The organism is Ignatzschineria sp. RMDPL8A (genome assembly GCF_029815055.1).
Taxonomy (GTDB): Bacteria; Pseudomonadota; Gammaproteobacteria; order Cardiobacteriales; family Wohlfahrtiimonadaceae; genus CALZBJ01.
The window spans coordinates 1,370,105-1,383,208 of the sequence record NZ_JAPPWA010000002.1 but is presented as its reverse complement, the minus strand read 5'-3'; the positions used below and the strand labels follow the sequence as shown (position 1 = coordinate 1,383,208).

The 13,104-nt window shown below is 44.4% G+C and carries 10 protein-coding genes; 3 read left to right on the top strand and 7 right to left on the bottom strand.

The features are described from left to right. Positions 1-316: 316 nt before the first annotated feature. Complete coding sequence (locus OXI21_RS07820) at positions 317-1,273, top strand: LysR family transcriptional regulator (RefSeq protein ID WP_279619008.1); 957 nt, start codon at positions 317-319, stop codon at positions 1,271-1,273. A 445-nt stretch (positions 1,274-1,718) separates the two neighbouring features. Here the strand turns inward: OXI21_RS07820 and OXI21_RS07815 are convergent, their stop codons facing one another. Together OXI21_RS07815 and OXI21_RS07810 are read right to left on the bottom strand one after the other, a co-directional pair. Further along, positions 1,719-2,918, bottom strand: coding sequence for a glutathionylspermidine synthase family protein (locus OXI21_RS07815; protein ID WP_279619007.1), 1,200 nt, complete (start codon positions 2,916-2,918; stop codon positions 1,719-1,721). Positions 2,919-2,931: 13 nt separating this feature from the next. After that, a complete protein-coding gene (locus tag OXI21_RS07810; protein WP_279619006.1) occupies positions 2,932-3,594 on the bottom strand; it encodes a DUF1190 domain-containing protein in 663 nt (220 codons plus the stop codon). Positions 3,595-4,131: 537 nt separating this feature from the next. Between OXI21_RS07810 and OXI21_RS07805 the strand changes: the two genes are divergently transcribed. Both OXI21_RS07805 and hpaA read left to right on the top strand, forming a co-directional pair. Then, positions 4,132-5,481: an MFS transporter gene (locus tag OXI21_RS07805; RefSeq protein ID WP_347815526.1), complete on the top strand. Its 1,350-nt coding sequence runs from the start codon at positions 4,132-4,134 to the stop codon at positions 5,479-5,481. A 185-nt stretch (positions 5,482-5,666) separates the two neighbouring features. Then, positions 5,667-6,590 (top strand): 4-hydroxyphenylacetate catabolism regulatory protein HpaA, encoded by a 924-nt coding sequence (hpaA, locus tag OXI21_RS07800; RefSeq protein WP_279619004.1) that lies wholly within the window; start codon positions 5,667-5,669, stop codon positions 6,588-6,590. Positions 6,591-6,768: 178 nt separating this feature from the next. Here hpaA and OXI21_RS07795 read toward each other — a convergent pair whose 3' ends face one another. The 5 genes from OXI21_RS07795 to hpaI all read right to left on the bottom strand — a co-directional run bounded on the left by OXI21_RS07795 (position 6,769) and on the right by hpaI (position 13,055). Continuing rightward, on the bottom strand, positions 6,769-7,971 hold the full coding sequence (locus tag OXI21_RS07795; RefSeq protein WP_279619003.1) for a Bcr/CflA family multidrug efflux MFS transporter: 1,203 nt from the start codon (positions 7,969-7,971) through the stop codon (positions 6,769-6,771). A 12-nt stretch (positions 7,972-7,983) separates the two neighbouring features. After that, positions 7,984-8,928, bottom strand: a complete 945-nt coding sequence (locus OXI21_RS07790) for a p-hydroxyphenylacetate 3-hydroxylase reductase component (RefSeq protein WP_279619002.1) — start codon at positions 8,926-8,928, stop codon at positions 7,984-7,986. Between the two features lie 224 nt (positions 8,929-9,152). Further along, a complete protein-coding gene (locus OXI21_RS07785; RefSeq protein WP_279619001.1) occupies positions 9,153-10,322 on the bottom strand; it encodes a p-hydroxyphenylacetate 3-hydroxylase oxygenase component in 1,170 nt (389 codons plus the stop codon). Between the two features lie 288 nt (positions 10,323-10,610). Continuing rightward, the gene (locus tag OXI21_RS07780) at positions 10,611-12,062 is read right to left on the bottom strand and encodes an NAD-dependent succinate-semialdehyde dehydrogenase (protein WP_279619000.1); all 1,452 of its coding nucleotides are present in this window, start codon (positions 12,060-12,062) and stop codon (positions 10,611-10,613) included. A 174-nt stretch (positions 12,063-12,236) separates the two neighbouring features. Further along, the gene (hpaI, locus tag OXI21_RS07775) at positions 12,237-13,055 is read right to left on the bottom strand and encodes a 4-hydroxy-2-oxoheptanedioate aldolase (protein WP_279618999.1); all 819 of its coding nucleotides are present in this window, start codon (positions 13,053-13,055) and stop codon (positions 12,237-12,239) included. Positions 13,056-13,104: the final 49 nt, after the last annotated feature.

Genomic DNA, 13,104 nt, shown 5'->3' with positions numbered 1-13,104 from the left:
CCCTGACACTCTGTTTCAATCGCTTGCCTACTCGCCTAGTTGCCTATCAAGAAGCGTTGTGCTATCTATAGTTTTATCAGCGTCTCTCTATTTACATTAATAACTCGTTCTGACTCGGATAATAAAAGTAAATAGTAGATCGGTTTTCAGCTTTTTTGTTGTTTTTGTTTACTGTGGTTTGTCGTTATTATTCTTATTTGTCTAAGGCTTGACTTCATCCTGCCCAGATCACCAAGGAATATCAAACACTTAATGATTCGATTACGGTATTCAAAGCATACTAAAAATTTATAATGCAGTAAGCATGAGGCTTTACATGGATAAATCACTCTTTTTCCAACGCCAATTTTTCAATACGTTACGCACATTTTGCACCGTTGTGGTCGAAGGAAGCTTCTCCAATGCCGCTCTTGAATTAAAAACAAGTCAGCCCGCGGTCTCCCTTCAAATTCAATCCTTAGAGAAATATCTCGATGTGATTTTATTTGAGCGCAAAGGGCCCAAAATCTGCATTACCCCCGATGGGCGCGCCCTTTATGAGATGGCGATGCCGGCGCTTTCCACCATTGAAGCCTTACCGGATCAATTTTTAAGCAGTCGCGGGGAACTTCAACATGGCGATCTCACTCTTGTTGGCGGAGAAACGGCGCTATTAAATATTCTGCCGCCCTATCTCAAGCTCTTTTCCACGCGCTATCCGAACATTAATCTCATTATTCATTCCACCTTAACCCAGACCATTCCGGAGATTATTCTCTCCAATAAGGCCGATTTTGCGATTGGATCGCTTTTTGAGGAAAATGATGAGCTCCTCTATTCACCGATTTTTAAATTCCCCTCTCTGCTGATCATGCCGCACAATCACCCGCTTGCCGAGCTTGAAACCATTACGCTCCGCGATATTGCTGCCTATACACTCATCATGCCGCCGGAGTATTCCTATTCATGGTGGTCGATCAATCAGGTTTTTAAAAATAATAATATTGAGTGCCCCAGCCAGCTCACTGTATCGAGTAGCGAGGCGGTAAAGCGCTATGTTCGTGAAGGCCTTGGCGTTGCCATTATTATGAGCGCGGGCGAAATTAATTATAATGATCTCCTTGCTGTGCCGATGAGTCGCTATTTCCCTCATCGCGATTATGGACTGATCCAACGGCGCGGGAAATTTCTCTCCCCTCAAGCGCGGAAATTTAAAGAACTCCTTCTTTCCAATGAGATTCAACTGCCTAAAGCAAAATTGCTCCACACGCCCGTCGTACCAAGCCTTTCATAAGAGAGTAAACAGGGTTAAATAACGCAAAGAAACCCCAAAATTCTTTTATCTATGTTATTATTTATAAAGAGCTGTTAAATTTCTGTATCTTCTACGAAATAACCGCTTAGGAATCTCTCATCTATTTAATATCATTGATCAAACTGTGAGTCTGCTTTGGACAATCTTGCCATACAAGTTTTCTCGACCGTATCGATTATTTATCCGCTAACCTGCCTTATTTTGCTTGTAATAACGCTGGTGAGCCACTATTTGGTAAAAAAGAAAGGTCGCACCATTCCCAATTTAATTCATCTCTATATTCTCACCGGCGTCAGCATTGCCGGAACTGCAATTATGATGATGTTAAATTCGGTCGCCTAAATATTGAAGCTCAAAAAAAGCCCCTAATCTCTGCTGAAATTAAGGGCTATTGGACCATGCTACTTAGCTCTCGGATCGACAATTACGCGGTAAAAATGCCTGCTGAATCCTCTTCCGATACCGGTAAAATCATATGGGGATAGAAACGCGATAAATCTTGAGTCACAAGACTCTTATCTTCACGAATGCCGATACCGCACGCGGTTTCCCCGACAATCCAACTGCCGATTAAGGTGTAATTATCCTCAAATTTAGGCAGCGGATAATAAGCTTGCAATACTGCGCCCTCTTCACCGTACGGCCCTTCCGATTCATAGATCACCTCACCTCGATCGATAATCTCGATATTCGCCCCTTCGCGAGAAAAGAGCGGTTTACGTACATAATGGCTCATCGCTTTTGCGCGCGGATCATCGTCAAAATAGGCTTCCAATAAATTTGGGTGATGCGGAAACATCTCCCACATTAAGGGCAATAGCGCTTTATTTGAAAGAATCCCTTTCCACGCGGGCTCAAGCCAGAGCGTTGATGCATTGCCGAGATATTCTGCAAAATCCTCGCGGAACATAAATTCCCACGGATAGAGCTTAAAGATCGCCTCAATAACGCCATCATAAGGATCGGTAAATTCGAGGTTTTCGCCAATGCCGATCTCTTCCATAAAGAGAAAGCTATTTTCAATTTCCGCATCGGTTGCGCAATCTTGCAGATACTGCGTCGTTCCGCGATCTTCCACCGAATCATCACAGCAAGCAAAATGCAGATGATGCAGATTATAAAAGCGTTTAAACTCGACAAATCGATCAATCAGCGCCTCTTGGATGCTATTAAATTGATCGCTTCCTTCCGGAAGATTGCCCGCCTCCCCTTGATCTTCAAACCAGAGCCATTGGAAAAAGGCTGATTCAAAGAGCGATGTGGGCGTATCGGCATTATATTCAAGCATTTTCGGTGGCGTTTTACCGTCATAGGCAAAATCAAAACGCCCATAGAGTGACGGCTCTTCCTTCTCCCACGAGGTTCGAATCAGCGGCCACACTTTTCGGGGAATGGCGAACTTTTCAAGCAGCGCATCATCATGCACCACCCGTTCCACCGCTTTTAGCGCCATCTCGTGAAGCTCTTCCGTTGCCGCTTCAATCTCTTCGATCTCTTCGAGCGAAAACTCATAATAATAATCTTCACACCAATAAGGCTCGCCATACATGGTGTGATAACTAAATCCATACTCTTCCGCTTGCGCCTTCCAATGCGGGCGCTCGCTAATTGCAACTCGTCTCATGAATCCCCTTTAATTATCCGCCAAAACTGCGTGATGAAGAGCGTGACGAGGTTCCTTTTTTCGATTGTGCCGCATGTTGCTGATTGGCCACCACTTGTCCAAATCCACCGCGTTTTAAGGTGCGCGTGGTTTTCGGAGCAGGTTTTAAATCGCCTTTAGGAACGGATACGGTTTTTCCAGGAGTTGCTGCGCCGTAAGATTTCCCCGTTGCATCATAAAACTGGCCTTTTCCAGCGCCGGCTTGTGGCGTATAAAGAGGCTTTTGCGCTACCATTCCGCTCGACATACGCCCAAACATATAGCCTGCAATCAGAGGCATCCACATGCTGCCTGAGCTTTGATATTGCTGTCTTTCACCATTTTCATTACTCACGGTTTGACAGGCAGCGGCTCCAAACTCCGCTTCACAATCTGCTTGTGAGGCAAATTTTGGCGCGCTTGAGATCGCTTCTAATTTCGCCGATTCATAGGCGTTATAACACTCTTGCCCCATGTTTGGATTGGCCTCAAAACAGGCTTCGGGGGATTCATAAATGGTTAAATTTTCATTTGGTTCATTGCCACCGCAAGCGGTTAATGTCATCACCGCAAGAGCTAAGGGCGCTAATTTAAGCAGAGGACGACGTTTACGAAAACGGTCGCGATTGATCGATTTTGTGCGTTTTAATTCAGTCATACTACTCTCTTTTTTATCTGTAAATGGCGATCTAAAATCCCCACGGGATTCGTATAATTATGATTTCTGATTGATTCTACCATCTTTTTAATGCGTAGGTTAAGAATCCTCGGCTTATTTTCACCCGCTTTTTGCCTTCTTATTGCCGATTGCAATCGATGACTCCATTGATAACTATTTAATCAATCTGTCTATTTAAACGCGTTTTTATCCCGGATTGTGCATGAAAATTTCATAAACAGTTCTCTTTTTGCGATTATGTTTTATTTTCCTCGATGGATTGAATAGCGCCGATAAATCAATCGATTGCCCTTTTGTAAATAATTCAAAAAAGACTAGACAAAGCCAGATTTAATCATCTAATATGAATTTATATTCACTAACATATTAGCTATATTTTTAGCCGGGTATAAAAAAAGTACAAAGCGCCCGCCGTTAGCTGAATAAATCATCGAATAAGAAAGATAACAATTAGCACGAGATATATGTATATATATTGGAGGAAATATGTCTACAACAACGCTATCCGTTGAGGAGATGCAACAGCGCTCGGACGAAGCAAAACGCACACGCCGAGTGGCTTACGCAACCATTATTGGGACCACCATTGAATGGTATGACTTTTTTATCTATTCCAGTGCCGCCGCACTGATCTTTAGCAATCTCTTTTTCAAACCCGCGGGCGATACCTTTGCGACCATTTTAGCCTTCGCATCGGTGGGAATTAGCTTTCTATTTAGACCGCTCGGCGCGTTTTTAGCCGGACACTTTGGTGACCGAATCGGACGCCGTGCCATGCTCGTCATTACCCTCATTGCTATGGGACTTGCCACCACATTAATCGGACTCTTACCCACCTATGAATCCATCGGAATTATGGCGCCCATTTTATTGATCCTTCTGCGCATTATTCAAGGAATTTCCGCAGGCGGCGAATGGGGTGGCGCGGTATTGATGGCCGTTGAACATGCGCCCGATGATAAGCGCGGCCTTTATGGCTCTTTCCCACAGGTGGGTGTTCCGCTCGGGCTTCTCCTTGCATCGGCGGTATTTGCGCTCATGAGTGGGGTGATTTCCCCCGGTGAAGAGTTTGTTAAATGGGGCTGGCGTATTCCATTTTTACTCAGCATTGTACTTCTCTTTTTAGGCCATTGGGTGCGCCGTTCTGTGGATGAAAGCCCGATCTTTGAAGAGATTAAAGAGCGTAAATCGAGCACGAAAGCGCCAGTTGTAGAGCTTTTTAAAAATCACTCTTTGCTCGTACTTCTTGCTGCGCTTGTCTTTGCCGGAAATAGCGCCCTTGGCTATATGACAACCGGTGGATTTATCCAAAATTACACCACCGACCCCAATGGGCCACTTGGAATGGACCGAACCCCGATCTTAATTGTGGTGACGATTTCAGCGGCGTCATGGCTCTTCTTTACCTGGCTTGCGGGCTATTGGTCAGACAAAATTGGACGCCGTAATATCTATCTAATCGGCTGGATCGTTCAATTTATCGGCGTTTTTGCACTTTTTCCCCTTGTTAATATAGGAACGTGGCAGAGCGTGCTCTCAGCCCTTTGTCTACTCTCTGTTGGAATTGGCCTTACCTATGGCGCGCAATCGGCGTTTTATGCAGAACTCTTCCCCGCTTCGATCCGCTTCTCAGGAGTGTCGATCTCTTATGCTATCGGGGCAATTATCGGGGGCGCATTTGCACCGATGATCGCAAAATGGTTGATTGCCGCCACAGGTTCAACGGAATCGGTTGTGGTCTATCTCACCATTATGACGGGGCTTGGACTCATTTCTACCTTACTCTTGAAAGATCGAAGCCGTATTCCGCTTGGCCCGGATCATGAAGAACTGCAACTTCAATCACCGATTTATGGCAGAAAATAGATAAAACCGTCTGCATTAACAGCGCATTAGATTGCTAATGCACTTGTAAAAAAACTACTAAAGAGGCCATAATGAATGTATGGCCTTTTTAACTTAGGTCGCATAAATCATTTATAACAATAATAAATAACAATAATATTACACAGATCACCTTCATTGGTTAGATCTCGGATTTGGAGCATCACATGAAAGAAACCACTAATATTCCTATTCTGAATCTGCCGGGGACTAGCAGTCTCTCCTATGAAAACTCTCTAATTCACTGCGAATCGCTCAATGCGCTGGCAAACTTTTTTGGACGCAACATGCAGGCCCATCGTCATGATCGTCATTACCAGTTGCATTTTATCAATAGCGGTAAGGTTCACTTAAGCCTTGGTGAAGATGAATATAATGATGAGGGGCCGCTTATTTTTCTCACCCCTCCACCGATTCCGCATAGTTTTATTACTGAGCCGACGGCCCACGGGATTGTGGTGACGGTGCATCAAAGTGTGATTCAAGATCTCCTGCAAGTGCTGGCAAAAGATGAGCTCCACCTTGAGCCGATCTGCATCACCTTAAGCCAAGTCTCTGATACGCTTGATCATCATAAAGAGCAGCTTCTGCTTGGGCTTAAGGGGATTAGTCTCGCCGCTGAAAATAGCCAAGCCGACCACCACTCGTCCACCATTATGTATTGGACGAAGCTCATTTTTATTAATCTAATTTCGCTCCTTGAAGAGACGCCAGCAGTACGCCCATCGCATCATAGCTACTCACAAATTTTCCGTGATTATCTTGAGCTCATTGAAGAGAACTTTAAAAAGCATCTCCCCATTGATTTTTATGCCGATCAGCTCAATATTACCGAAGCAAAGCTCAATACCATCTGCCGTATTGTTTCGAATTCATCGTCAAAACAACTGATTTACGATCGCATTATTCAAGAGAGTAAATATCTGCTTAACTACACGGGCATGTATGTTAAAGAGATCGCCTTTGAGATTGGCTTCCAAGACCCCGCCTATTTTACCCGGTTTTTCGCCAATTATATGGAATTGACCCCTACTCAATATCGCAATTCAATACGGCAACACACCCATTCAGAGCGTGCCCATCAAAATTAATCGGCAGATTTAATCAATATTCTTTAGCAATAAAAAAGAGCCATGATTCAACGAGAAATTATCTTCAAGAATCATGGCTCTTTCTGTTACTGCGTGACACCAAAATCAATGCAAGCGCTTCGCTCTGAATGGAGTTGAAATCATTGAGCGATGCCTACATATCAACGCGCAGTAGTTATCAATTAGAAGTGGCAGGCTCTTTCGTCATCATCATGGCTAAGAAACTGAGTAACCCAGCGCAGGCAATGAGATAAATCATCGCTGCAGGGGAAGCTGATTTACTCTGACTCACAATAAAACTCAAGAGCCCACCGAGTCCAAACTGAACCGATACGGCAAGTCCCGCCGCCGCTCCAGCCTGTTTTTTGGGGAATAATCCCATTAATTTAGCAATGCAATTTGCGCTCAATAGACCGGTCATACCCACAAAGAAAAAGAGCCCTAACACCACTAAACTGAGTGGAATATCGATCATTAGGTGAACCACTAACATAAATAGACTCGATCCAAGCACCGTTGTCGCGCCAAAGGCGATCATCTTTTGAGGATCAAGCGTACGGACTTGCCTTGCGTTAAAGATCGTCATCGCCATAATCGAAAAGATATTCAACCCGAAAAGAAGCGCATAATGTTGGCTTGTGACACCAAAGTGTTCGATATAAACAAAGGGAGAGGCGGTAATATAGACAAACATGCCCGCAAACGCCATGCCCATGCAGCCGATATAACCAATCGCTCGGCGATTTTTAAGAATCTCAAAATAGGAGGTTAACGCCTGTGGCAGTGACTCAATCCGAGCCTCCTCGGGAAGGGTCTCTTTAATATTAATAAAACTTACCAAGGCCGTAAGCCCGGCGAATATCAACAAAAAAACAAAGATCGAGCGCCAGCCAAAAAAGTCCGCAAGATAACTGCCTAAGATCGGCGCAATCAGCGTTGCGATCATCGTAATGGTATGCATCCACGATAAAATACGCGCCGAGTCTTGCACTGAATAGAGATCACGAACGATCGCTCTTGCCAATACAGAAGCACTTGCCCCGCCTAACGCTTGGGCTAAACGGGCAATAAAGAGCTCGGTACCATTTGCTGCAAAGATACAGCCGATCGTCGCAATAATATAGACAATCATCCCGGTAAAGAGCAGTTTACGCCGGCCAAATCGATCCGATAATGGTCCATAAAAAAACATTCCGACACTAAATCCGACTAAGAAAAAAGTGATGGTCTGTTTAATCTCACGAATATCAGCTCCCAAATCGTCGGTGATCATCGTTAAGCTTGGTAGATACATATCGATCGATAGCGGCCCGAAGGCCACTAATGCCGCTAGGATAATAATGAGTCCTGCACTTTGTGGAGTGGTCTGAATCTGTCTCATAAGACCCTCCTTCTATGAATTGGGATCAGGATCGCGGTCGATTAACTCTTTTAGAATCTTTTTAAATACGGAGATCTCTTCGGAGGTATATTTTTTAAATACTTCCGTTTGGTGGTTTGACGCAATGCTCGCAAGTTTCCCCGCCGCTGCACGCCCCTCTTCCGTTAAACTGAGCGTTCCTTCCACACATTTTAAGAAGCCTTTTAATTTAAGCGCTTCTACCGCGATATTGATCTCACGCATCGGCATGCCCACTTCTTTGAGCATCTCTTCTTTTGTTGATCCATGTTCGCCAAGTAAAACCATCGCTAAACGCGCTTCACTTGTACTTAACCCTGAGGAGAGCTGTTTAGGATAATACTCATTTTGATAGGCGCGAACCGCTTGCGTGAGCAGATAGTGCATATTGTCAAACAAACGCTCATCACAAGAGGAGGCTTCTTTTTTATGAGAATCAGGGTCAATCACATGCCCTGGATGCGGTAATACCGCTGAATACGCCCCTTGATGATAGAGAAGAGGCGGTTTTCCATTATCACTAAAGCCCACCACTTTCCCGACTAAAATAACGTGATCTCCCCCATCTAAGGTTTCATGGAGTTCACATTCAAAGCTTGCAGCACAATTCGGCAGTAATACCGAACCGCCTGCGCCCTCTTTAAATTCAATGCCTGCAAAACGATCTTCTGCAGGACGTGCAAAATTGTTCGAAATATTGATCTGATCAACGGCAAGGACATTCACCGCAAAATGCGTTGCATTTAAAAAGACCTCTTTACTGCCAGAACGGCGATCAATACTCCATAAAATAAGTGCTGGATCAAGTGATACTGAGTTAAAACTATTTGCTGTAACGCCCACTCGATTTCCATCTCTATCCGTTGCCGTCATTACCGTTACACCGGTTGCAAAGTTGCCTAATGCGCGACGAAATGCTTTTGGATCAATCTGTCCCATATCCTTATCCCCTTAAGTCATTGGTTGGTATTGTTATTATTATGTGCTGTTTATCTATTATATTTATAGAAACGTTATAGAAATTAGATTCTATGGCTCCCATCCATTATTACAGCTATGGATATAAATATCCAAACAAGACCAGCGCTCTGGTATCCACCACGGCCGGCCCTGCTTGGAGGGAGGAACTGTTGTTATTATGTTTTTAGTAAAACAAAATGTGCTTATACCATGCTTGGATCGGGATCAAGTCCCATGATTTCACGACCTAAAATTTGCGCACAAACATCATAATCAGTATAGGCATGCGCGCCGGTCATATGAGAGTCTCTAAAGAGGCGTTGTAATTCATTGCCATCAAACCACGCAGATCCACCGGCTGCTGTAAAGAGGCGATCAACCGCTTCAATACACATTTTGACCGCATAACCTTGGTTGGTACGCCAGTACGCTAAACGTTCTTGGGTTGGATACTCTTTGCGCTCACCATGAACTTTGTGATCTTCCCAGGTTTTCTCTAATAGTGCGCGCGCCGCTAACACTTGATGGGTCGATTCTGCAAGACGCATTAATGCAGGCGTTGCGGTACCGACGCTAGCACCGGTATAGGCACGAACGCGGTTTTTAGTACGTTCTTTAAAGGCTTCCAACATGCGCTCTGCCACGCCTAAGCTGATCGCCGCAAACCCACACGCAAAGTACGGACGATATGGCGTGTAATAGATTTTGCTATCAGGATAGAGACCAAATCCAGCGGATTTACCGGTCATCATATCTTGCGCTGCTTGGATACGGTGTTCAGGGACAAATACATTCTCAATTTTAAGCATCTTTGAGCCACTGCCCTTCATGCCCATCACAAACCAGTTGTCTACAATGGTGTAATCTTCACGTGGAATCACCGCAAACGAGTAAACTTTGTTGCCTTCCGCATCATAACGATTACAACCAATAATCGCCCAATCTGCGTGATCACAACCACTGCTCCAGCCCATTTCACCACTTAAACGAATGCCGCCTTCTACCTCTTCAATGGTACTAAAAGGCGCGATTGAGCTGCTCGCAACGGTATCGGGATTATCTTTCCAAAGTTCGTCTTGAAACTCTTTTGGGAACATGGCTAATTGATGATTATGAGTACAGAGAAGACTATACGCCCATGCAGTACCACCACACGCCGATGCAAGCGCTACAACGCACTCAGCAAAATCGGGCAGAGAGATCTCGTACCCACCGTATGCTTTCGGTAAAAATGCACGATGCAGACCTGTCTCTTTTAATAAGCGAATATTCTCTTCTGGTACTTTTCGCTCCGCTTCAGCTTTGTCTGCGTTCGCTGCAATAATTGGTAAAATCTTTTCTAAGCGCTCTAAAAGAAAATTAGACTCAGTCATATCTCTACTCCCATCTCTTCGATCGTTATTATTTTTTATTGATCTTATTGTTTTATAAATTATTTTATGTGATGTCTTTTTCAAGGCATAATTCGATTATGCGTGATAGATTTCAAATGATAAATGTAATTTTCCAAGCTAAACTTGTACTTTTCATATGAATTATTAATTTATTAGCAAATAAAAAAGAAAGTCGTAACAATAAGGTGCTAAAAATAGTTCCCATCATTACGACTTTCATAGTTGATCGAGCCTTTTATGGCGACTCTATCTTAAAATAATAGTGGATTATATTCCGGCTAACAAGACATATTTAATCTCTAAATAATCCTCAATGCCGTATTTAGATCCTTCGCGACCAAGGCCTGATTGTTTAACCCCACCAAAGGGCGCCGCCTCATTTGATAATAGCCCTGTATTGACGGCAACCATGCCATACTCCAAGGATTCTGTCATACGAACAATGCGGCCTAAATCTTGGGTGAAGAGATAAGAAGCCAAACCAAACTCAGTATCATTAGCGTAATTAACAACTTCCGCCTCCGTTTCAAATTTAAATACCGGTGCAAGCGGGCCAAACGTCTCCTCTTTTGCCACCAACATCTCTTGTTTTACATCTTTCACAATCGTAGGTTTAAAAAAGAGTGACCCAAGTGCCGGATCAATCTCTCCGCCCGTTACCAGCGTCCCGCCTTTTGAGACCACATCATTAATATGTGATGTCACTTTTTTAACGGCATTTTCATCGATCACTGGCCCAAGCTCAACCCCTTCGGTTAAGCCATCACCGAGTTTAAGCCCATTTACGGCCTCTGAAAAACGTTCAACAAATCGATCATAAATGCCCGATTGCACATAAAAACGATTCGCGCAGACACACGTTTGCCCAGAATTACGGAATTTACTAGTGAGCGCCCCATCAATCACGGTATCGAGATCCGCATCATCAAAGACAATAAAGGGCGCATTTCCACCGAGTTCCATCGTCACTTTTTTAATGGTTGACGCGCACTGCTCCATCAATTTTCGCCCAACGCCTGTCGATCCCGTAAAACTAAACTTACGCACACGGTCATCTTCAGTAAGCACTTTTCCAATCTCAACGGCATCTCCGGTAATAATATTGAGCACACCCTTTGGAATCCCAGCTCGATCCGCTAGTTCTGCAATCGCAAAGGCTGAAAGCGGTGTTTGAGATGCCGGACGCACCACAATGGTACAACCCGCCGCTATTGCCGGTGCAATCTTACGGGTAATCATCGCATTGGGGAAATTCCATGGAGTGATCGCCGCGCAAACGCCAATCGGCTCTTTCGTCACTAAAATGCGTTTATCACTGCTCGGCCCAGGAATAATATCGCCATAAATTCGTTTTGCTTCTTCAGCATACCACTCAATATAGGAGGCACCGTAGGCAATTTCGCCACGGGCTTCTGACAGCGGTTTTCCTTGCTCTAAGGTAAGAATTTTGGCCAAATCCTCTTGGTGCTCCATCATTAGATCAAACCAGCGGCGCAACAACTGACTACGGGTTTTCGCCGGCACGCTCCGCCATGATTTAAGCGCATCGGTTGCCGCTTCCACCGCGTTTTCAGCATCTAAACGGCTCATCTGCGGGACATCGGCAATATGCTCACCATTTGCCGGATTAATCACTGCAACGGTTTCGCCACTAATTGCATCGATCCATTTTCCATCGACGTAACTTTGTGTGCGTAATAAATTTGAGTCCTTTAACATGTCACTCCCCTTCATTGGTTATGATTCATTTTGTTATTATTGTTGAATTTTCGGGCCATAAGCCCGGATTCTTTCCAATAAAAAGCCCTGTGAATGTGAACATTTTCACCATTAGACAGGGCTTTTAAAGGTTAACTATAATGCTAATTTCTTTGCTACTAAAGTGGCAACCCGCTAATACACCGAGTTGCTATCCTCTTTTTTTGCCCCATTTGGCGCTTTAAATTTATCAAGCAGTGCCTGGCATGATTTCACTAAAATTGAGGTATCCACACCGACCGCCACAAAGTTAAAGCCCATCTCGATAAAACGTTTAGCGCCCTCTTCATTTGCATATAAAATCCCCGCCGCTTTCCCGTGAGATTTAATGATTTTAAGCGCCTTTTCAATCGCTGCTTGCACCTCAGGATGCGATGGATTACCGCGATGCCCCATCGAAGCACTCAGATCCGCAGGGCCAATAAAGATCCCATCAACGCCCTCAAGCGAAGCGATGGCATCCAGATTTTTAACGCCTTCAAGTGTCTCAATTTGAAGCAATAAACACATCTCATCATCGGCTTGATTGAGATAGTCATCGACCTGATTCCAACGTGATGCCCGCGCAAGTGCACTTCCCACCCCGCGAATCCCTTTTGGGGGATACCACATCGATTTAACGTAGGTTTCAGCCTGTTCTTTGGTTTCGACCATCGGGATTAAGAGCGTTCTCGCGCCTAGATCGAGAAGCTGTTTGATCACTGCAGGCGAGCCCTCTAAGGGACGAATGACCGGATGAGAAATCCCTTCGCTCTCATACGGCGCAATCGCTTGCAGCTGACTTAACAGAGTTGATACATTATTCGGTGCGTGTTCACCATCAAGGAGAAGCCAATCATACCCAATCGATGCAACCATCTCAGCGGTATACCCATTCGCAAGACCCACCCACAGCCCAATTTGAGGCTCTCCTGATTTTAATGCGGCTTTAAACGCATTTTTCCTAAATTTCATCTATCTATTCCTTCAATTTTAGAATGTTTCGATCAAATAACGGAACTAT

What these genes read in the sequence shown, in the direction of transcription:
- OXI21_RS07780 (WP_279619000.1), bottom strand. Translation starts at nt 12,062, where the DNA reads ATGTTAAAGGACTCAAATTTATTACGCACACAAAGTTACGTCGATGGA.
- OXI21_RS07790 (WP_279619002.1), bottom strand. Translation starts at nt 8,928, where the DNA reads ATGGGACAGATTGATCCAAAAGCATTTCGTCGCGCATTAGGCAACTTT.
- OXI21_RS07805 (WP_347815526.1), top strand. Translation starts at nt 4,132, where the DNA reads ATGCAACAGCGCTCGGACGAAGCAAAACGCACACGCCGAGTGGCTTAC.
- OXI21_RS07795 (WP_279619003.1), bottom strand. Translation starts at nt 7,971, where the DNA reads ATGAGACAGATTCAGACCACTCCACAAAGTGCAGGACTCATTATTATC.
- hpaA (WP_279619004.1), top strand. Translation starts at nt 5,667, where the DNA reads ATGAAAGAAACCACTAATATTCCTATTCTGAATCTGCCGGGGACTAGC.
- OXI21_RS07820 (WP_279619008.1), top strand. Translation starts at nt 317, where the DNA reads ATGGATAAATCACTCTTTTTCCAACGCCAATTTTTCAATACGTTACGC.
- OXI21_RS07810 (WP_279619006.1), bottom strand. Translation starts at nt 3,594, where the DNA reads ATGACTGAATTAAAACGCACAAAATCGATCAATCGCGACCGTTTTCGT.
- OXI21_RS07785 (WP_279619001.1), bottom strand. Translation starts at nt 10,322, where the DNA reads ATGACTGAGTCTAATTTTCTTTTAGAGCGCTTAGAAAAGATTTTACCA.
- OXI21_RS07815 (WP_279619007.1), bottom strand. Translation starts at nt 2,918, where the DNA reads ATGAGACGAGTTGCAATTAGCGAGCGCCCGCATTGGAAGGCGCAAGCG.
- hpaI (WP_279618999.1), bottom strand. Translation starts at nt 13,055, where the DNA reads ATGAAATTTAGGAAAAATGCGTTTAAAGCCGCATTAAAATCAGGAGAG.